This is a genomic window from Clostridium sp. C2-6-12, assembly GCF_009928485.1.
GTDB lineage: Bacteria > Bacillota > Clostridia > Clostridiales > Clostridiaceae > Clostridium.
Genome location: NZ_JAABNP010000033.1, coordinates 21,275 through 41,820, shown reverse-complemented (window position 1 = coordinate 41,820; position 20,546 = coordinate 21,275). Strand labels below are relative to the sequence as shown.

At 29.1% G+C, this 20,546-nt stretch carries 18 protein-coding genes; 8 read left to right on the top strand and 10 right to left on the bottom strand.

Annotated features, from left to right (window positions below):
- Positions 1 to 29: 29 nt before the first annotated feature.
- The 7 genes from GXK56_RS21670 to nagE all read right to left on the bottom strand — a co-directional run bounded on the left by GXK56_RS21670 (position 30) and on the right by nagE (position 9,043).
- On the bottom strand, positions 30 to 1,334 hold the full coding sequence (locus GXK56_RS21670; RefSeq protein ID WP_160691347.1) for a PTS sugar transporter subunit IIC: 1,305 nt from the start codon (positions 1,332 to 1,334) through the stop codon (positions 30 to 32).
- A 225-nt stretch (positions 1,335 to 1,559) separates the two neighbouring features.
- Positions 1,560 to 2,648, bottom strand: a complete 1,089-nt coding sequence (locus GXK56_RS21665; protein WP_160691345.1) for a MupG family TIM beta-alpha barrel fold protein — start codon at positions 2,646 to 2,648, stop codon at positions 1,560 to 1,562.
- 42 nt (positions 2,649 to 2,690) lie between these two features.
- Complete coding sequence (locus GXK56_RS21660; protein ID WP_160691343.1) at positions 2,691 to 3,587, bottom strand: BadF/BadG/BcrA/BcrD ATPase family protein; 897 nt, start codon at positions 3,585 to 3,587, stop codon at positions 2,691 to 2,693.
- Between the two features lie 38 nt (positions 3,588 to 3,625).
- On the bottom strand, positions 3,626 to 3,937 hold the full coding sequence (locus GXK56_RS21655; RefSeq protein ID WP_160691341.1) for a PTS lactose/cellobiose transporter subunit IIA: 312 nt from the start codon (positions 3,935 to 3,937) through the stop codon (positions 3,626 to 3,628).
- A gap of 17 nt (positions 3,938 to 3,954) precedes the next feature.
- Positions 3,955 to 4,266, bottom strand: coding sequence for a PTS sugar transporter subunit IIB (locus GXK56_RS21650; RefSeq protein ID WP_160691339.1), 312 nt, complete (start codon positions 4,264 to 4,266; stop codon positions 3,955 to 3,957).
- A 190-nt stretch (positions 4,267 to 4,456) separates the two neighbouring features.
- Complete coding sequence (locus GXK56_RS21645; RefSeq protein WP_160691337.1) at positions 4,457 to 7,222, bottom strand: sigma-54-dependent transcriptional regulator; 2,766 nt, start codon at positions 7,220 to 7,222, stop codon at positions 4,457 to 4,459.
- 384 nt (positions 7,223 to 7,606) lie between these two features.
- Positions 7,607 to 9,043 (bottom strand): N-acetylglucosamine-specific PTS transporter subunit IIBC, encoded by a 1,437-nt coding sequence (nagE, locus tag GXK56_RS21640; protein WP_160691335.1) that lies wholly within the window; start codon positions 9,041 to 9,043, stop codon positions 7,607 to 7,609.
- A gap of 434 nt (positions 9,044 to 9,477) precedes the next feature.
- On the opposite strand from nagE, the gene GXK56_RS21635 reads away from it, so the two are divergent.
- Both GXK56_RS21635 and GXK56_RS21630 read left to right on the top strand, forming a co-directional pair.
- Complete coding sequence (locus tag GXK56_RS21635; protein WP_160691333.1) at positions 9,478 to 9,966, top strand: PTS glucose transporter subunit IIA; 489 nt, start codon at positions 9,478 to 9,480, stop codon at positions 9,964 to 9,966.
- A 177-nt stretch (positions 9,967 to 10,143) separates the two neighbouring features.
- A complete protein-coding gene (locus GXK56_RS21630) occupies positions 10,144 to 11,001 on the top strand; it encodes a PRD domain-containing protein (protein WP_160691331.1) in 858 nt (285 codons plus the stop codon).
- Positions 11,002 to 11,078: 77 nt separating this feature from the next.
- On the opposite strand, the gene GXK56_RS21625 is transcribed toward GXK56_RS21630, so the two are convergent.
- A complete protein-coding gene (locus tag GXK56_RS21625) occupies positions 11,079 to 13,187 on the bottom strand; it encodes a methyl-accepting chemotaxis protein (protein WP_160691329.1) in 2,109 nt (702 codons plus the stop codon).
- 370 nt (positions 13,188 to 13,557) lie between these two features.
- Between GXK56_RS21625 and GXK56_RS21620 the strand changes: the two genes are divergently transcribed.
- The 4 genes from GXK56_RS21620 to GXK56_RS21605 all read left to right on the top strand — a co-directional run bounded on the left by GXK56_RS21620 (position 13,558) and on the right by GXK56_RS21605 (position 16,365).
- A complete protein-coding gene (locus tag GXK56_RS21620) occupies positions 13,558 to 14,118 on the top strand; it encodes a CYTH domain-containing protein (protein ID WP_160691327.1) in 561 nt (186 codons plus the stop codon).
- A 233-nt stretch (positions 14,119 to 14,351) separates the two neighbouring features.
- A complete protein-coding gene (locus tag GXK56_RS21615) occupies positions 14,352 to 14,642 on the top strand; it encodes a hypothetical protein (protein WP_160691325.1) in 291 nt (96 codons plus the stop codon).
- Positions 14,590 to 16,062: a methyl-accepting chemotaxis protein gene (locus GXK56_RS21610; RefSeq protein ID WP_160691323.1), complete on the top strand. Its 1,473-nt coding sequence runs from the start codon at positions 14,590 to 14,592 to the stop codon at positions 16,060 to 16,062. Before GXK56_RS21615 ends, GXK56_RS21610 begins: the two co-directional genes overlap by 53 nt.
- Before the next feature lie 78 nt (positions 16,063 to 16,140).
- Positions 16,141 to 16,365 carry a hypothetical protein gene (locus GXK56_RS21605; protein WP_160691321.1) on the top strand — a complete coding sequence of 75 codons (225 nt, stop codon included), beginning with the start codon at positions 16,141 to 16,143 and terminating at the stop codon, positions 16,363 to 16,365.
- Positions 16,366 to 16,495: 130 nt separating this feature from the next.
- Here GXK56_RS21605 and GXK56_RS21600 read toward each other — a convergent pair whose 3' ends face one another.
- Together GXK56_RS21600 and GXK56_RS21595 are read right to left on the bottom strand one after the other, a co-directional pair.
- Positions 16,496 to 17,206, bottom strand: coding sequence for a GntR family transcriptional regulator (locus GXK56_RS21600; RefSeq protein WP_160691319.1), 711 nt, complete (start codon positions 17,204 to 17,206; stop codon positions 16,496 to 16,498).
- 176 nt (positions 17,207 to 17,382) lie between these two features.
- Positions 17,383 to 18,141: a MurR/RpiR family transcriptional regulator gene (locus tag GXK56_RS21595; protein ID WP_160691317.1), complete on the bottom strand. Its 759-nt coding sequence runs from the start codon at positions 18,139 to 18,141 to the stop codon at positions 17,383 to 17,385.
- Between the two features lie 201 nt (positions 18,142 to 18,342).
- Here GXK56_RS21595 and nagB point away from each other — a divergent pair, with 201 nt between their 5' ends.
- Complete coding sequence (nagB, locus tag GXK56_RS21590) at positions 18,343 to 19,077, top strand: glucosamine-6-phosphate deaminase (protein ID WP_160691315.1); 735 nt, start codon at positions 18,343 to 18,345, stop codon at positions 19,075 to 19,077.
- 210 nt (positions 19,078 to 19,287) lie between these two features.
- Positions 19,288 to 20,418, top strand: coding sequence for an N-acetylglucosamine-6-phosphate deacetylase (gene nagA, locus GXK56_RS21585; RefSeq protein ID WP_160691313.1), 1,131 nt, complete (start codon positions 19,288 to 19,290; stop codon positions 20,416 to 20,418).
- Positions 20,419 to 20,546: the final 128 nt, after the last annotated feature.

Here is a 20,546-nt window from a genome sequence, read left to right as displayed (position 1 = left end):
TTTCAAAACATATATTTATAATTAACTTTCTAGCATCCTTTAGCTTGTAAATTTTCATCTAAAGCTGCTTTTTCTTCTGCTACTTCTTGTCTTCCTGCCATATATACAAAAGGAAGATACAATAATACACTTACTGTCAAACAAATTAATGCAGTAACTGCACCCATAACTGAATTAGTAGAAATTAATGCGCCTAAAATTGGAGGGGTTGTCCAAGTTGCCATTATTGATACCTTAGGAACAAATCCTATATAAGTTAAAACATATGCTATAATTGCTGATAACATTGGTGCTAATATAAATGGAATGAAGTACATTGGATTTAATACTAATGGCATACCAAATATTACTGGCTCATTTATATTAAAACATCCTGGTGCTATTCCTAAATTAGCAATTGTTTTTTGTTGAGCTCCTGATTTTTTACCTAATATATATATTGCTATAAGTAAACCTATCGTTGCACCTGATCCCCCCATATTTACATATGAATCTAAGAATTGACTGTTTAAGATATTTTCTGGTTGTAATCCACTTTTAATTGCTTCTGTATTTGCTAAAAGTAGTGGAAGTAATAATGCATTAATAATTGGTGCAAGTATATTTGATCCATGTAATCCAAAGAACCATAGTACTTGAGATACGAAAATTATTATCAATACTCCTCCTAAACTTCCTACAAGTCCTTGTAATGGTTTTTGAATTGTAAAGAATAATGCTTGATGCATATCTGTTATACTGATAGTTATAAATAATTGCTTAACACCTGCTGCTATTGCTAAAATTATAATTGATGGAATTAATGCTGCAAAAGATTTAGTAACTGCTGGTGGTACACCATTAGGCATTTTTATTACTAATCTTGGATTCCCTATTAATTTAACAAATAATTCTGTAGATACTAAAGCTACTATTAATGCAATAAATAGTCCTTGTGCTCCTAAAAATGAATATGGTAATGCACCATCTGGTGTAGTTGCATATAAAATCATTGAGGCTGCTACACCTACCACTCCTGCTGCCAAACCATCTTTGTTATATGATCTAGCTAAATGATATGATACTGTAAATACAATTAATACTGACATTATTGCAAAGGAACCACTCCAGATGTTACCTCCCCAGGATTTCCATCCAACTGGTAATAACGAATTTAGCAAGTTTTGGTACCATTCAAATCCTAGATTATTAAATAGTACTGCAAATGCACCAGCCATAATTATAGGCGTAATTGTAGCAAACCCATCACGAATAGCTACCAAGTGTCTTTGACCTCCAATTTTACCAGCCACTGGTACGAAGTGTTCTTCCATCCATTGAAAAAATTTGTTCATAAACTATTTCCTCCTTATCAACTTCTTTTATTGCTTGTATAATTATTACAAACAATATTTTTCTAACTTTTTAAGTTAGGACATATATATTTGCCTTCAATATGCTAAAATATTAATAGCTACAAAAATACAAAACATATTTGAAGGTAAATAGCATAATTTAAATGAATTTGATTTATCTATTCTTTAATTGTTTTTTACCTTCAAAGATTAGATAATATCCCTTTAAATTTCTTCAAAACCAAAACTCATCCAAGGTTCAATATAATCTAATAAAAATCTTTCTTCCTCTGATATCTTACCTATTACATTAGTTTTCCCTGTATTCTTCATGTCTTTTAAAGCAACTTGAAGTTCACCTGCATATCTGGTATATAAATCTGAATCTATTAATATATCACCACGTTTTATATCTGGAGTATTAACTGACGGAAAACTTTCACCTTTATATTTAACTCTGCTTTGTGTAGATCTCAACATATACTCTGAAACATCGCCTCTATTAAAGTGAAATTCCTCAAGTACTATTTTCTTATCTAATTCAGTGGCACTTTCATTAAATTTCACTTTAAATACTAACTTTTCTTTATTCAATTCACTTAACATTTTCAGTTCTTTTTCTGATGCAAATGCATTAGCTACTATAACATCATCAATTAGGCCTGTTGCTAAAAAATGTTTAGCTTGAACCTCAATTGGTAAGTCTCTATGGCTTTCTAATGTACATAAACCTTCTGATACTGGCCATGGTCCATGTTCTGCACTAGGTGAATTGATAAATGCTGCTGTATTTAATCCAAGTTCTTTAAATTGTTTTGAACATTTAATAAAATGCTCTAAAGAAAGACCAGTATATTTATGTGGGTAAAAATTGTGACAGCCATATAAATTATTCATGTTAGCTTTATATGAGAGAATATTATCAACATATTTATTTCCAGTACTCATGTTCAGCTCTATTTTAAGTCCATATTCATTAAAACTCATAAGAGCTTCTTCTTGACCGCTAAATCCCATATCAAGTCTTATTCCGTCTAAGCCCATGTCCTTAAATATTTTCAAATTATATATAGATGCATTTAATTTAGTAAATACTGTTGAATCTAAATCTGCAACAACCTCCATATTTTCCTCTTTTGCAGCTGCTAAAATTATCTTAAATTCCTTAATTATATCTTCTATGGCTCTGTCAGCAGCTGAAATCAGGCATGTAAATATTCTTTTAAATCCATATTTTCCTGCTAAATGTATATATTCAACAGTTTCTTTTATATTATTTTCATTTGGATATACTGAAATTCCTAATCTTTTCATTACTTCACCTCCGATATTTTATATACAAACGCAATTAATTTTCTATATTTCCTCTTTCATTTTGCTTATATAATAAGCTCCCATTGTTGGAGAAATTTCTTCATCAACAATTTCTTCAATTACTATGTTTTCTCTTAAATAATCCTCAAAAGAATTTCTAAGCACTTTAGCTTTTCTAATAACTCCACCAACTAACGCTATTGAGCATTTATTGAATCCAAGTTTCTTGTATACATTTTCAACAGTCCTCGCAAGTTCTCTTCCTTCATTAATCAATATTTCAGCTGCTATTTTATCACCAGCTTCCCCAAGTCTTGCAACTATTGGAGTTAAAGCTGCTATCTCATCCTTAGTTGATGAATAGACAAACTTTGTTACTTCATCTACATAATTAATCTCCAGGTATTTCATAATCTTTTTAGTTAACTCTGACTTTTCAATAGAATTTTCTTCTTCATATATCATTCTCTTTATAGCCTCTATTGAAATCTTATATCCACTGCCTTCATCTCCTAATAGATTTCCCCAGCCTCCGCATCTTGCACTAACATTATCTTTAATTCCAAAAGCAACGGAACCTGTACCAGCTATAGTTAATATTCCATCTTTTCCTTTTAACATAGCCTTTAATGCTATTTCTGCATCATTCATAACAACACAATCGATTTTCAATTCTCTTTTTATGGCAGCTGAAATTATTTTTGAATTTTCACCAACTTCTGATCCTGCAATACCTAAATAAACACCATTAAGCTCTTCAGTTCCGAATTTATCAGTTATTTCTTTTATAGAACTTACTATGTTATTTAAAGCTATTTCTTCATTGTTCAATAAATTTGCAAAACCTTTTGTGGATGTTTCTATAACTTTTCCAGTTGAATCATAAGCACTTGCTTCTGTTTTTGTTCCACCGCCATCAAGACCTATAACATATTTCATACTAATACCACCATTCATTATTTTCCTAGAAACAAATATTAATGCTTACTTCTGTGAAGTTCTTCATGAATATCTATTATCTCAACTGCAAGAGACTTTAAGGTCATACTTGTCATTAAATGATCTTGAGCATGTACCATTAGTAATGATATTTCTGTTTTTTCTCCATTTGCTTCATTTTGTATTAGTGATGTTTGTACATTATGGGCCTGAGACAACTCTTTATCTGCAATTTGTATTAATTCTTTTGCTTTAGGTACATTACCACTTTTAGCACATTGAATTGCTTCCATTGAATAGCTTCTAACTTCTCCACTGTGCACTATGAGATTCATTATAATTTCTTCCATTATGCTTCACTCCCTAATTACTTGGTTTCTGCGAGTTCCAAGGCTCTTTCTAAAACTTTTTCTCCATTCATTGTTCCATAATGAAGAGTGTTGATTACTTCTATTGGTACATTTTTATCAGCTAAGTCAACTTTGAACTTTGATAATAAAAATCTTACTTGTGGTCCTAACAATAAAACGTCTGTATTATCTATATATTCCATAACTTCAGCTTCACCTACAGCTTGTATTTTACAAGCAATCCCTTTTCCATGAGCTGCTTCCTGCATCTTCGAAACTAATAAACTTGTAGACATTCCTGCACAACAAACTAGCAAAATATTCTTCATATTTAATTCCTCCTTTAATCTACCTAATTATTTATTTTTTCTTACACCTTTATATAGAGCAATTAGCATGCCAACTTTTCTGTGTAAGTTATATTTCTAAAATGGCTCTTTTGCTGCTTTCGAGCTCCTTATTAGAGTGTAATTTTAAAAAAATAGTGTGCAATACTAAATTACACACTATTTTTTTGTGTTACACAGTAACTATATTTTCTACAATCATTCTTACTATATATGCTAATTCATCTTCTCCAATATTAACTTCATAGGTCTGCTCTAGTGCCCTTAGACTCTTTTTAACTAAAATAAATTCTTTATTATGCTCATATCTATAATCATTTAAATTTTTAAATATTATTTCATTACCATTATGTTTTAACTTATCTATAAGAAAACTTACATGTATTAGAATTCCTATTTGTGCATCATGATGAATCTTTATCTTTAAGCTTTCCTCTATTTGCTTTATCATATATCTAATATCTGCAACTAACTTTCTGCAGTCAAACTGAGTTATCTCAGTTATCAATGCTTTTCTTACCTTTAGAAAGTCATGTTCAATATCAAGCAATTCCTCTAAATATTCAATTCCCTTTTCTAAAAATATATCTTGGGCTGATATAAATGGCACTCCTTCAATAAGTATATTAACTGTTCCTACAACTGCTAATATTGTAAATTTTTCTTTTAATTCACTAACCTTTTTTAAGAAATCTTCCTTATCTAAAATATCAAGAGGTATAATATTTACTTTTTCTGAATTTGCTAAACTGCAGCTTATTCTCGCTTTTATTCGTTCTGCTGCACCTTCACCTGTAAAGCAGGTGGTAATTATTACAAGTTCCTTATCATATTTGTAATCTTCCTTAGGCATTTGTATAGATGCTCGTCCTATTTCCTGACATGAGCTGTATATCGCTTCTAAGGATCTTCCATTTAGTGCTTTCCTTCCAGCTTCAATAACAGTCAAGGTAGTAACCATATCTATTGTTTTTGTTTTTATACCTAGCTCATTGCTAATAATATTTCCAAAATTAATTAAAGAACCCATATCAACTAATATTAATACACCTTTTCCACTATGAATTTCATTAATTTTTTCTTTAGCTTTTTCAAACATAGCTTCCGCTTTCATGTCTAATGGCATATCAAGTGAATGAACATATTCTTCTCCAATCAAAGAATTAGCTACTTCTACCATGCTGCTAGCAGTACTTCTTCCATGCATCATAACTAACACACTGACTTTTTCTTCCGTCTCTTCATTTATGTCAACATGACAAGTAGATAAAAACATAGTAATATATCCAATTTCATCTAATGGAACATCTAAATTAAACTCTTTTTCAATAATTTTAACAATTTCCATTGCAACAATAAATTCTTCCCTATATTGAACTCTTACAACGTTAAGCTTAGGATGATATATTTTCTTTCCTGACGCTATTCTCTCAATACTCCCTTGTAAATGAAGTGACAAACCAAAATAAACTTTTTGATCAAACTGCCTGTTCAATTTTTCTGTTGCCATATCTAACATTTTTTCAACAACAGTTATTACTCTTAAATCAACAACTTTAGCAATTTCATCTTTTTTAATATTTGTATCTATAGTATTAATATATTTCTTAAAATATTTTTCTAAATCAATATTTAAAATATCATTTATTTTTTCCTCATCCATTCCCTGAGTTTTTAAGTCTTCCATTTTCTTTTCTATAATTGAATAAAAACTATTATCCTCTGAATTTTCTGCCTGTACAATTTCTAAATCAAAATTTCTTATGTTATTATCTTCACTTGAAAATCTTAAAATATCAGTCATGTTTTTTGATAAAAAATCTATTTCTTTTCTATAATCCTGAATCTTCATTATTCCCTTTTGAACTCTAGGTTGTAGATCATTTTGATCTACAAGAATATAATTATTTTTATTTATTTTATAATTCAGAAATGCCTTTGCACAGGAAAGCTGAATGTCACTCTTTAACTGTCCTATATTACTCTGGCAATCGTATAGCAGAAAAGATATAATTGCATTTTTGCTTACATATATGCTTTTACCAAGTCTAACTGATTCAGCTACTATAAAATCATTTAGCAAATAATATCTTTCTTCTAGTTTTCTTTCTCTAAGTGGCGGCAAAATTATTGTCATAGGAATTCTTCTAGTAAATGTTTTCAAAAGAAATGATTGAGGTTGTTCAGTTGTTGCTGCTATAATTTGAACTTCAGCTTTTATTTTTTTCTCTGTATCTCCTAGTATTCTAAAATAACCTTTATCAATAAAGGTAAATAACATTTCCTGTCCTTGTGGAGATAATCTATGAACTTCATCTAAGAAAAATATTCCTCCATCAGCCTTCTTTAATAAACCTTCTTTATCACTATCAGCTCCTGTAAAAGCTCCTTTTTTTACGCCAAATATCTGTGCTACCACCAATTGAGGATTATCAGCATAGTCAGCACAATTAAATCTTACAAAAGGTGCATCTTCAGCTATCATTTTAGATTCCTTAGCAAAATAATACATAACTTCAGCAAATAAAGATTTTCCAACTCCAGTTTCCCCTAATATGAGGGTATGAAGCCCTCTAGGAGGATATAATATTGCAGCTTTTGCCTGCTGTATTGGCAGTTTAAGTGATTGCTTTGCTCCAACAAGAAGTTCTAAACTATCAGTTTTTTTCACTGTCTTATTTGATTTATTTTCTTTCTCTGACATGTCTTCTTCGAATGTTTTTACTTCTTCCATTGTAAGGCCGCTATATAAAACTGGTCTTCCCTCTTTTTTATTTATTCTTTTTTCCTTGTATAATTTGTTTAAATATCTACTTACATTAGCACGATCTAAATCCATATATGAACTCAATTCAATAGCTGTTATTCCTCTTTGCTTTTGTTTTTCAAGTTCCATTAAACATTTTATAACTTCCTCTTCTCTAGTTAAGCCATCCATAAAATATCGCCTCCCTAATTTATAAAAACTAAATTTCCTCAAACACCTTTAGTCCTAGCAAATATGTTACTAGTTATATTTCTCATAATTATCTTTAAGAAGTTCTCTAAAAATTTAATCTTCGATTTCCAATTAAAGTACATATTACATAAACATATATTATATTTTATATTTTGTAAATGGTTATGTAAATTATTGGTTTATTATAATGCAGATAACCTCAATAAGTTTTATTAGCTTACTACTAATTACTTATCAAGGTTATCACATTTATATCTTGAGATTATGATATTAATTCATTATTTTCAGTTAATTCTATAAATTATCCATGTTACCATGCTTTGTTAATTAATGTTATAGTCTTTAATGATAGTTGAACATTTTTTATTTTACTAATTTCTTAAATTCATCAGCCACAAATTGTACCTGAGTTCCAACTATAACTTGTAAACTTGTTTTTCCTGGTCTTATAACTCCTGACACTCCTGCAGATTTGATGATTTTTTCATCAACTACAGCTTGATCTTTAATTTCTAAACGTAATCTAGTAACACAATTATCAACTGATACTATGTTTCCTTTTCCTCCAACGCCTTCTAAAATTATCGAAGCTATTTTTGTATAATCGTTATCTGAAAGTGATATATTCATTTCTTCACTTTCATCATCTTCTCTACCTGGAGTCTTTAAGTTTAATTTTGTAATTGCAAGACGGAATACTACATAATAAATTACTGCAAATACTAACCCAATTGGAATTATCATAAGTGGATTTTGTGCCATTGGTGCTTTAAAGCTTAAGAACCAATCTACAAAACCTGCACTGAAATTAAATCCAGATCTTACTGGTAGTAATGTACATACAATAGCAGAAATTCCTGTTAATCCAGCGTGAATTAAATATAAAGCTGGAGCTAAAAACATAAATGCAAATTCTAATGGTTCTGTAACACCTGTAAAGAAAGAAGATATTGCTGCTGCTAATAATAATCCATATACTGCTTTCTTTCTCTTATCTTTAGCTGTATGATACATAGCTAAAGCACCTGCTGGTAATCCAAACATCATTACTGGGAAGAATCCGGTCATATACATACCAGTTACCCCTTGAGTTCCTTTACCTGACCAGAAGTTACCAAGGTCATTGATTCCAGCTACATCGAACCAGAATACTGAGTTAAGTGCATGGTGTAAACCAAAAGGAATTAATAATCTATTTAGGAATGCATAAATTCCTGAACCAATTGCACCTGTTGAAACGATAGATTTACCAAAAGCAACTAAAGCACCATAAATAACAGGCCAAATAAAGAATAATATAATTGCTGCAAAAATTGATGTAAACGCTGTCACTATAGCTACACATCTTTTACCACTAAAGAATCCTAACGCATCTGGTAATTTAACTCCCTTAAACCTATTGTAACAAGCTGCTCCAATTAAACCGGATAATATTCCTATAAATTGAGTTTGAATCTTACCAAAAGCTGCTGGTACTTCCTTAACATCAATACCTTTAAACATCGCTACAGCACCTGGTGATAATAAAGTGGTAATCATAAGCCATGAAACTAATCCTGCTAGAGCTGCTGTTCCATCATTGTCATCAGACATTCCAACGCCAACACCAATAGCAAATAAAATTGGCATGTTATCGATTAATGAACCACCCGCTTTTAATAAGAAAGCAGATATAACGTTATTTGCTCCCCATCCAGTTGGGTCAATCCAGTATCCGATTCCCATTAAAATACTTGCAACAGGTAGCGCTGCTACTGGAAGCATTAAAGATTTCCCCAGTCTTTGTAAATACTTCATCATAATATAAAATTCCCCTTTCATGTTAATAAAAATTTATTTTAAAGGATTATTAGATCCTCAAAATACAAGTAAATGAAATATGTAATGAATTGCTAATTAGAAATAAAAAAAGCTGAAAAAGATAAATTATTAATTATCCTTTTCAGCTCTTGCTCGAATTTAATCGGTTACACGCTACATATTAAATTTCTTTCTTGTTTCAACTTCATACTACTACAATTTTTTTTAATAAGCAATACCTTTTTTTCAAAAATCGATATTTTTTTTATTTCTTGACACAAATTATTTCAGATATTATAATGACAATATAATAAATGTGTCACTGTTTAATCAGGCATAAGTTTACCTTACTTCAAGGATGCTTATGCCTTTTTTTTATCGAAAATAATATTCTGAAAGGAAGTGAACATTCCTGAATAATCAGGAATATGCGTATGTTTAATTTATTTAAAAAGAACTCAAACAAAGAAGTGAAATTAATCGCTCCTATAACTGGTAATACCATTGACTTATCATCTGTGCCTGATCAAGTATTTTCACAAAAATTTGCTGGTGATGGAATTGCTATAAATCCTACTGGCGATATAATAGTTGCACCTGCTGATGGAGAATTATCATTGGTATTTAAAACATTGCATGCATTTGCAATGACACTTTCTAATGGTGCAGAAATACTTGTTCATATTGGAATTGATACTGTATCTTTAAATGGAGAAGGCTTTGAACTGCTTGCTCAAGCTGGAGCTACAATTAAAGCAGGAACTCCAATAATAAAAATAAATAGAGATTTTATTTTAAGCAAGGGTTTTTCTCTAATAACCCCTGTTTTAGTTACCAACATGGATAATGTAAAAGAACTAAAAGCAAATGTTGGTATTAATGTTACTGCTGGAAAAGATGATATAGTAACCTTTAGCATATAAAAATAAATTTACTATTCAAAAATATTATATGATTATATAATATTTACATGATACTATTTTTAGTTAATAATAAATAATTTCTTATGCATTAATTATTTATTATAATAGTATACATAAATTAAACAAATACTATTTATGTATACCACAATTTTTATTAAATGATAAAAGGGTGAAAATATGAGTATAATTCTTGATTCAGCAACAGTATTAAAAACTTATAATAACAATATAGTTTCAGTAGAAATGAACGGATGTGAGCGAATACTTTTTGCTAAAGGAATTGGGTTTGGTAAAAAACCTGGTGATATAATACAAAAAGGCACTGAGGTTGAAAAGGTATTTGTTATTGAAAATGAAGATAATTTAAGAAATTTTAAGCAGGTAATTGAAAATGTTGATGAAGAATTTTTAATTTTATGCGAAAAAATGATATCTTTTATAGCTGATGAATTAAAAGAGGATTTAGATGAGCGAATACACATTGCATTAGTAGACCATTTAAACTTTGCAGTAAAAAGACTTTCTAATAAAGAAGAAATCGAAAATCCTTTTCTTATGGAAATTAAAGCATTATATCAAACAGAATATAATCTAGCAGAAAAAGTAGCAGCAATTTTAGAAAAAGAACAAAATATAGACTTTCCCATTGGTGAAATTGGCTTTATAGCTCTACATATCCATTCTGCAAGACGCTCTGGTCAATCATCTAATACATTTAAAAATACAGCCATAATAAACTTAATAGTTGAATATGTAGAAAAGCACTTACAATTAAAAATAGATAAAACCTCTTTGGATTATGCTAGATTTTTAACTCATTTAAAATTTGCAATAAAGAGAATTCATGATGGAATTTCTATAAAAAATGACTTTATTAAAGAAATAAAATCTAAATATAAATCCTCTTACATCATAGCTAAAGGCATAGAAGATATATTAACTCAGCGATTAGAAAAAGATGTTACTGCTGATGAAATAGCCTATTTAGCAATGCATATAGAAAGATTTAGAACTGCTACAATTGATAGAGATTAATAAAAAACAAGTCATTATTCAATAAGAATACTGGCTTGTTTTCTTTTATAAACTTATCACTTTTATTTTACCACTAGTTATACCTTAAACTTGTCAATCATCTCTTGTAATTCTTTTGCTTTTGAATTTAAATCTTCTGTAGCAGATACAACCTCTTCCATAGAAGCTAATTGTTCTTCTGATGCTGCTGCAACACTTTGTGTATTAGTAGAAACTTTATCTGCAACATTACTTACCTTAAGTAATGAAGCTGTTGCCTCCTCTGAACTTTCAGCTATTTCTTTTGAAACTACTGAAATTTCTTTAATTTGATTAACTACACCTTTTGTTGAATCCAAAATTTTCTCAAAAGCTCTGCCTGCTTCTTCAACTGCATTAACACCATCTCTAACTTCAACCATGACCTTATTCATTTGATTTACAGATTTAGAGGTATCTTCTTGCATTGATTTAATTAACTCAGAAATTTGATTTGCAGATAAAGATGATATTTCAGCTAATTTCCTTACCTCGTCTGCAACTACTGCAAATCCTTTTCCTTGTTCTCCTGCTCTAGCAGCTTCAATTGCTGCATTTAGTGCTAATAAATTTGTTTGTGATGCAATTTCTGTTATAGTATTAATAATTTCGCCTATACTTTGAGATCTCTCACCTAAATTATTAATAATGCTGCTAGATTCTTCAACATGCGAATTTATACTATTCATTTTAGTAATAGCACCATTAATCATACTACTTCCATTTTCAGCAGCCAATTCCATTTCATTTGAGGATTTTGATACCTCTAAACTACTTTTAGCAATTCCTTGAATCCTCGAAGCCATTTCATCTATAGTTATAGCTGCATCCTTTGTATCTTTAAGCTGCACATCAGCACCAGCTGCAATATCTTGAATAGCATCTGCAGTTTGGTTTATTGCTTCTGTAGTCTGCTCAGTAATTTCATTTAAACTCGTAGAAGCAGAAACTACATCGTTTGAAACCTTTTTAGTATTATGAATTATGTTTGAAAAAGCTTCAATAATTTTATTTAATGAATCTATTATTAATTTTGTTTCATCCTTTACATCATGTTCTATATATTTAGATAAATCTCCTTCTGCAACAATAGATGAAGATTTCTGTATGACTGTAATAGTCCCTTTCACAGCTAGGTAAAAACCTATAAATAAATATGCTATCAATATTGTTGCAATTATTGCAACTGAAGCTAAAATATTTCTTTGGAAACTTAAATTTTTCCCATCTTTCTGATTTATTTCAGCATATGTGTTTGATACAGAATTTAATAAACTATATACATCGTCTATACTATTCGTAGCAGACTTATAATAATCTTCTGACTTAATATTAATTTCTTCTGAATTAATAAGTTCTGCATTTATTGTATCTACAAGTTTCTTAGATGAGTTAGAAGCTTTAACATATGTTTCATCAAGAATTTTCTTTCCTTCTGGGTAATTATCATATATTATATTCATTCCCCTTTGTGAATCTCCTAGCGCTATGGACATTGTTTGTGATAAATAAAGCAATCTAAATCTTTCGTCTTTAGTCGCACTTTTTTTTGCTGCAACAGAAGATCCCAATGCCCGTGCTTGTCCCATATATTCTGTAGTTCTTGGAAGCTTATAAACTATATTATCAGCAAGATAATACTTATAGGACTCTTGTTCTAAAATTAAATATGAAGTATCTGCTACATCAGAATTCAAGTCTAACATTTTTCCTATAAGCTGAGTTTGCTTGGAAATGGCATCATTCACAGATAAATTAAAAATATTTTTTTCAAGTTCAATATACTGATTTTTAATATCATTCCATTTTGAACTTGTCTTAAGTAATGTTCCATATTTATTATCAAGAGAATCTACACTTTCTATATCCTTTTGTATTTCACCTTGTTTAGCAAGTATTTGATCTTTAACAGATATGTTTCCTGAAAGATAAGTAGATGATAAACCCCTATGCTGTTGTGCATGCTGTACTAATGATCTTATAGCAGAGTTGTAGTTAAGGCCTATCATTTGGTTATTATTAACTTCTATTTTGTTATTTATTTGAATTACTAAGTTTATTAATATCAGTGACATTGGCAACAATGAAATAATAAATATCAATCCAAATTTCTTTAGAAATTTAAGCCTATTCATTAGTAATATTGCTGGTTTAAATAAAAACTCCATACTCTTACCCCCATTTACTCTAAATCTCTTTAATTTAATATTTTTCTTAAATTAATATAACTTAAAATTTTCCTCATACCATTACCTATATTATATTCTAGATTCCCACATTATCATAGCATAATATTACATTTTTATTATTAATATGCCAACTTTTTTAATTCAATTATTATTTTAATAAATAATATGATAAAAATTTTTCACTTAAATGATTTCTTGAAATTTTATTATTATAATTTCCAATATAATAATAAAGTTTACAAATAGTATAATTCTAACAATTTCATGATTATTTATAACACTTAAACTGGAATCACGTTTTAATTTGATATATTATAATATTATATTGATTTAAAAGGAGATTATTTTTATGCAAGAATTAGAAACTAGAATTGTGGATATTGATGTTGACAATGTACGAACTATTTTATTAGCAAATGGTGCTGAAAAAGTTAAAATGGAAGATCAAGTTAATGATATATATGATTTTGAGGACGGAAGACTCCTATCTCAAAAAGGCTATGCCCGTATAAGAACAGTAAATGATTTACTTAATAATAATGTGGTTTATTACATGACTACTAAAAAGATGCTTTCTCAAGAAAGATTTAAAGTAATGGAAGAAAATGAAACAATAATTGATAACAAAGAAGCTGGAGAAGGAATTTTTAAAGCTCTTGGGTTAATTTTAAAGGAATCTAATAAAAAGTATCGTGAAAGCTATAAATTAAATGATTGTCTTATAGAAATAGACATAAATGATAAAACCTTTTGTCCTTTTCCATATTTAGAAATAGAAACTACTTCTGAAGAAAAATTAGATAAGATAGTTAAATTACTTGGCTATACATTAGATGATACTACTTCTCAAACTATTTATGATATTTTATCTGAAAGAGGTCTACTTAATAATACCCCTAAAGGAATTTAATATCTTATAAAAATAATAAGTCATACTTAAAAATTAGTATTCGACTTATTATTTTATTTTTCCCATTTTTTCTGTTACAATATGTACCATACTTTCAGTTTCTTCCCTTATATTGAATAATATTTCGAATTTTCAGAATATTGTTGCATATAGTCATACTTTGTTATAAAATTTATGTAAATAGCATCATAAATTTTGTACATATCTTATCTAAATGCTAGGGGGGAATTCATATGATAATAAAAAAACGAAATTTGAGTCGAAAACTTGCTCTTTTTACATTTATTATGGTCTTATTAAATGTAATTGCCATAAGTATTGCTACCTACATTAATGTGTATAATCAATTAAAATCTAATCAAATTGTTGCTGTTGATAATTCCTTGCAGCAATACACAACGTTACTTGATCAATTTTTTTCTCAAAACGAAGCTTCTCTCAATCAATTTGCACTTAACTATGAAGTAAAAAATGTTTTATCCAATTCAGAAGAATATCAAAAAAAAAATCATCGCTTCTTTTAAAGACTTTCAAGATTCTCACCCTAAGAATATAAAACTAATTTCCTATGGAACTGAAAGTGGTGCATATTATTTTGATCCTGCAAGGAATTCAGTTCCAGAAGGATATGATCCTCGAAAGAGACCCTGGTATATATTAGCTAAAGGCTTGGATAAGGACAAAATTGGATATACTAATGTGTATGCTGATGCTAACACTGGAAAAAGTATAATTACTATGGTAAAGAAGGTCACAAATGATAAAAACGAAATGGTTGGTGTTTTAGGAATCCTTTTAGAATTAGATACATTAATAAATATGAATAGTGAAAATAAAATAGGAAATCATGGTTATACTTTTATAACACAGGGAGAAAATTATCTTATTCATAATGACAAAGATTTAATTAACAAACCAATTGATGATCCTGCAATATTAGAACCCTCTAAAAATAAATTAACCTCTGAATTTCAAGCAACTTATACTGAAAATGGAAAAAAAGAAAATAAAATTTTTAAATATAACTATTATGCAAGATCTGGCTGGACAATTTGGAGTGTTGGATATGAATCCGATCTTCTAGAACCAGTAAGCAAAATATTATATACAATATTTTATTTAACTGCTCTTATACTTGTAATAACAATTATTATAACCATTCCAATTAGTAATATTATGGTGAAGAATATTACTAAAATTTTAAACTCATTGGATTTGATCCGCACTGGAGATTTAACTCATAAACTAACCCTAAACTCCAAAGATGAATTTCAGTTGCTGGCTGAAGGTTTAGATGCTGCTAGAAATGGTACTAAAACACTTATAGAAAATGTAAAAAACATTTCAGAAAAATTAATTCATACCTCAGATTCACTAGTTTCGATTTCTGAGCAATCTGCTAAAGCTGCTGGGGAAGTAACTGAAACAATTGGACATATAGCTATAAGTTCAAGTTCTCAAGTTACAGCTACTGAAAAAATATATGAAGCTGTTGAGGATTTTTCACAAAAAATAGATGCTATGTCTGATGATTTCTCTATTACTAATAAGGCAATAACAGAAATTAGAGCTGAAGTATCTACTGGTGTAGAAAATATAAATCAATTAAATATAAAAACAGAAGAAAATATTGAATCAACTTCTAATATAGAAAATACAGTAAATAATTTAGCAGGCAATATTAAAAATATAGATGAAATTTTAAATGCTATTAAAAATATATCTGATCAAACAAATCTTTTATCCCTTAATGCTTCTATTGAGGCTGCAAGAGCAGGTGAAGCTGGAAAAGGTTTTAGTGTAGTTGCAGATGAAATTAGAAAATTAGCTGAAAGTTCTGCTAACTTTACGCAAAAAATAAAAGAAATTACTGATATTATCCATAAAGATTCACTTCAAACTGTATCTAGCGTTGAAGATTTAAAGCAAAGGGCACTTGAATAAACAACTGCAGTAAAAAATGCTACCAATACATTTAACTTAATTACAGATTCTATCAAAGAAATTGAAACAAAAGTAGCATTGGCTTTAAAAAATGTAAATAATATTGAAAGTGCTAAAACAAAAATAATTACTGAAATAAGTTCTATAACTTCTTCTGCAACAGAGGCCGCTGCTTCTGTGGAAGAAGTAAGTGCTTCCTCTGAAGAACAAGCTGCAAGCGCTGAAACTGTTAACCTAAGCGCAATTGATCTACAAAATTATGTTGCTGATTTAACAGAGTCCCTAAATCATTTCAAAATTTAACAAGATATATTTTTGAGCTTAATCAGTTTAAATTCACTTTCTCAAAAAAAAGCACCATGCATATGAATTTCTCCAAATTATGCATGGTGTTTTAACTTCTATATTATAGTTGATTATTAAAACCTTATACTTATTTAATACTTACTATTCTAAATTCAATTTTATCACTTCTATGGTGTGCTCTTGAATATTCAAATGGCTGACCATTATCTAAAAATCCTACTTGCTCAACTTCTAGTATTGGGAAATTACTATCTATTTTCAACCATTTTTGTTCTAATTCACTTGGCAACATTGCACGAATTACTCTATGGGAACTCTTAATTTTTAATTTAAGTTCTTTTTCAATATAACCATAAACTGAACTTAATAAAACATCATTTTTTATTCCTGGTATAAGACCTATAGGCATATATGTATACTCAATTACAAATGGTACATCATCTCCATATCTAGTTCTTACTACATAATAAACAAAATCATCACAACTAATCTTCAATTTAGTTGCAATTTCTTCTGTTGGATGGACCACCTCAAAATTTACTATCTCAGAATGAACCTTCATGTCTCTATGGGCTTCTGAAAAACCTTCAAACTGTTTTGCCATGCTTAATTCTTGAACATCATCATCATCAAGTGCTTTTACAAAAGTTCCTGAGCCTCTTCTCTTTATTACCAATCCTTGAATAACAAGCTCATCAACAGCTTTTTTTATTGTTATTCTGCTAACTCCATAATGTTCGCACATTTCCTTTTCTAAAGGCAATTGTTCCTTTGGACCATATTTGCCGTTTAATATTCCATTTCTTATATCTTCAGCAATTTCTTCATACTTTGCCATTATTCGTATTCCAACTCCTTACAATACCTGTTTATATATTAAATTATATCACCTTTACCATTCATTATATACCTAAAGTTATAAAAATTACAATTTTCAACCTTATTCATTATATTAGGCTAATATTCAATGAATAATAAACTTCTTCTAGTATTAAATTGTAAATTTCAACTCAATTATAAGTCCTTGGAATTCCCCTTTTTCTTATTATTATATTTTAAAAAATATTTATGAATAACAAGCTCGAAGGTTTCAATACAATATCCAAAGAAAGGGTTAGGATAGTAATTATCATTATCTAACTTTTCACAGTCAGGAACTATAAAGGTAATATCAGAATTTTTTGCTAATGTACTTTGTGAATTACCAGTAAATGAGATTACCTTTAAATTTCTTTCTTTTGCAAGCATACATGTTTTTACACAATGATTTCCTTCACCTGATTTGGAAATAAGCATAACTGAATCTATTGTTTCCACATGATTATCAAAAAGAATATCAAAATCTATAAAAGTTGAAAGTACGCTTTTTTTGCCAAGAACTAATAATTTCATATAGATATATTTTGAAACAAGTTCTGAAAAACCTTCTCCTGATATCAATATATTTCCTTTTTCTATACACTCTATAAAATCATTAATAGCATTTTCGTAATTGGTTGTAAAAACTTCTTTATTTTCTATAGCATTAATAAATTCACTGTTATCCTCTGTTGATAACTTTAACTTTAGTGAATATACTAATTCTACAAAACCATTATAGCCAAGTTTTTTTGATAATCTCATTATTGTTGATGGAGATGTATATGTTTTTTTAGCTATACCTCTTATTCCTTCTTCCATACAGCTATCAATATTATTTAATATATATATAATCACGCTTTCTTCAAGAGACGTAAGTTTTATATCCCCAAATAATTTTGTTATATCAATCATTATATACACCTCTTATTTTAGATTTTTTTCTCTTTCTATGATAACATGTTCCATTCAATGACAACAGGTTTCTAAAGCTCTATAAAGTATTTAATTTATAAATATTATATAGTATTATGCAATTAACGGGAATAATAATTATTAAATTCTTAGTACTAGAAAATATAAAAATTATTTTACAGAAGAAGGAAGGTAATAAATATGAAATTAATTGTTGTTGAAAATTACGAAGAAATGAGTAAATTAGCAGCTGAAAATATAAAGGATGTTATTAATGAAAAACCAAATGCAATCCTTGGATTAGCAACTGGAAGCACTCCTATTGGAACTTACAAAGAACTTATTAAAATGAATAACAATAATCAAATTGACTTTTCTAAAGTTAAAACTGTAAACTTAGATGAATATGTAGGCTTAAGCGAAAAAGATCCTCAAAGCTATAGATATTTTATGAATGAAAATTTATTCAATCATATAAACATAAAAAAGGAAAACACCTTTGTACCTAATGGATTAGCAAAAAATATTGAAGAAGAAACTAAAAATTACGACAGAAAAATTGACGAGCTTGGTGGAATAGACATACAAATATTAGGTATAGGAAGTAACGGTCATATAGCATTTAATGAACCTGACGATGTTCTAACATCAGGTACTCATTTGACACATTTAACAGAAAGTACAATCCAAGCAAATTCAAGATTCTTTAGTTCTATTGACGAAGTTCCAAAAACAGCTTTAACTATGGGCTTAGGTCAAATTATGAAATCAAAAAAAATCTTATTGCTTGTACATGGTGACAATAAAGCTGAAGCAGTAAAAGAAATGCTCTCTGGAAAAATCACAAGTAAAAATCCTGCAACTATGCTTCAAATGCATAAAGATGTTACAATAATAGTAGATAAGAAAGTAGGAGCTTTAATAAAAAACAACTAATATACACCTATAAAAAAGGGCGTAACACAATCAAGAACTTAAAAAAATTTCACCCGCAACTACTACCTCTTAATTAATTTTAAGTTCCTAATTGCAGAAAAGTTTCGTTTTGTAGAGTAGTTCCTTATTGTGGCATAGCCACTCTTTTTATAAGTGCCTAGGTACTTTTTTATAGGTGTAACTCTTAACTGAATAAACGGAGGTTCAACAATGCTGATTAAAAACTGTAATATAATTTATTTAAATAAAATAGAAAAAGGTTCAGTCCTCATTGAAAATGGAAAAATCAAAGAAATCAATCCTCTTAACTGCCTTGATGAAGAAATATTAGATGCAGATGGATTATATCTTTCCCCTGGCTTCATTGATGTTCACATTCATGGCGCTGGCGGCTTTGATACAATGGATGGAACTGATGATGCAATAAACAATATTGCTAAAACAATAGTTAAACATGGAACAACTTCTTTTACCCCTACAACTATGACAGTTTCAATAGAAGATATAAATAAATCCATGAAGGTCATAAAAAAACTTAAAGAAAACGGAACTGAAGGAGCTCATGTCTTAGGAGCGCATTTAGAAGGTCCTTTTATAAACCCAGATGCAATTGGCGCTCAAAATCCAAAATACCTTTTATCGCCTTCAATTTCAGCTTACAATGAAATGGTAAAAGGCTGTGAAGATGCTGTTGTATCTATTACTTTAGCTCCTGAAGTTTTTGGTGCTAAAGAACTTATTAAGTACCTCTCAGAAAAAGGCATTGTCTGCTCAATGGGGCATACTAAAGCAAGTTATGAGGATGCCATTGAAGCAATTCAATGTGGAGTTTGTCACTCCACTCATCTTTATAATGCAATGACACCTTTAACTCATAGAAATCCTGGAGTTGTTGGTGCAACATTTGATAGTGATATAACAACTGAAACAATATCAGATGGAATTCATATTTCATATCCTGCATTAAGAATTGCATATAAACAAAAGAGTACAGATAATGTATTATTAATAACTGATGCTATGATGGCTTGTTCAATGCCTGATGGTGAATATTCTCTTGGTGGGCAAGAAGTTTCTGTAATTGATGGTGCAGCTCGCCTTAAAAATGGAGCTTTGGCAGGATCAGTTCTTACTTTAGATAAAGCTGTTAATAATGTATATAAAAATTCTATGCTTCCCCTTCATGAAATTGTAAAAATGGCCACCTACAATGGCGCTAGGCATTGCAAAGTTCATGATCACAAAGGTCAAATTAAAGAGGGCTATGATGCTGATTTAATATTATTTGATGATAATATTAATATTAAGAAAGTATTTATTTTAGGAAAAGAAATTCAATAAGCAAAATAAAGAGCAGGTATTTAGAAAAGATCATATTTTCTAAATACCTGTTCTTTATTTCTATAATTTAATCTCTTATTGATTTTTATGATGAATAATTTTTAAATTTGTTACCATTTATCATAAAA

What these genes read in the sequence shown, in the direction of transcription:
- GXK56_RS21670 (WP_160691347.1), bottom strand. Translation starts at nt 1,334, where the DNA reads ATGAACAAATTTTTTCAATGGATGGAAGAACACTTCGTACCAGTGGCT.
- GXK56_RS21665 (WP_160691345.1), bottom strand. Translation starts at nt 2,648, where the DNA reads ATGAAAAGATTAGGAATTTCAGTATATCCAAATGAAAATAATATAAAA.
- GXK56_RS21660 (WP_160691343.1), bottom strand. Translation starts at nt 3,587, where the DNA reads ATGAAATATGTTATAGGTCTTGATGGCGGTGGAACAAAAACAGAAGCA.
- GXK56_RS21655 (WP_160691341.1), bottom strand. Translation starts at nt 3,937, where the DNA reads ATGGAAGAAATTATAATGAATCTCATAGTGCACAGTGGAGAAGTTAGA.
- GXK56_RS21650 (WP_160691339.1), bottom strand. Translation starts at nt 4,266, where the DNA reads ATGAAGAATATTTTGCTAGTTTGTTGTGCAGGAATGTCTACAAGTTTA.
- GXK56_RS21645 (WP_160691337.1), bottom strand. Translation starts at nt 7,222, where the DNA reads ATGGATGGCTTAACTAGAGAAGAGGAAGTTATAAAATGTTTAATGGAA.
- nagE (WP_160691335.1), bottom strand. Translation starts at nt 9,043, where the DNA reads ATGATGAAGTATTTACAAAGACTGGGGAAATCTTTAATGCTTCCAGTA.
- GXK56_RS21635 (WP_160691333.1), top strand. Translation starts at nt 9,478, where the DNA reads ATGTTTAATTTATTTAAAAAGAACTCAAACAAAGAAGTGAAATTAATC.
- GXK56_RS21630 (WP_160691331.1), top strand. Translation starts at nt 10,144, where the DNA reads ATGAGTATAATTCTTGATTCAGCAACAGTATTAAAAACTTATAATAAC.
- GXK56_RS21625 (WP_160691329.1), bottom strand. Translation starts at nt 13,187, where the DNA reads ATGGAGTTTTTATTTAAACCAGCAATATTACTAATGAATAGGCTTAAA.
- GXK56_RS21620 (WP_160691327.1), top strand. Translation starts at nt 13,558, where the DNA reads ATGCAAGAATTAGAAACTAGAATTGTGGATATTGATGTTGACAATGTA.
- GXK56_RS21615 (WP_160691325.1), top strand. Translation starts at nt 14,352, where the DNA reads ATGATAATAAAAAAACGAAATTTGAGTCGAAAACTTGCTCTTTTTACA.
- GXK56_RS21610 (WP_160691323.1), top strand. Translation starts at nt 14,590, where the DNA reads ATGTTTTATCCAATTCAGAAGAATATCAAAAAAAAAATCATCGCTTCT.
- GXK56_RS21600 (WP_160691319.1), bottom strand. Translation starts at nt 17,206, where the DNA reads ATGGCAAAGTATGAAGAAATTGCTGAAGATATAAGAAATGGAATATTA.
- GXK56_RS21595 (WP_160691317.1), bottom strand. Translation starts at nt 18,141, where the DNA reads ATGATTGATATAACAAAATTATTTGGGGATATAAAACTTACGTCTCTT.
- nagB (WP_160691315.1), top strand. Translation starts at nt 18,343, where the DNA reads ATGAAATTAATTGTTGTTGAAAATTACGAAGAAATGAGTAAATTAGCA.
- nagA (WP_160691313.1), top strand. Translation starts at nt 19,288, where the DNA reads ATGCTGATTAAAAACTGTAATATAATTTATTTAAATAAAATAGAAAAA.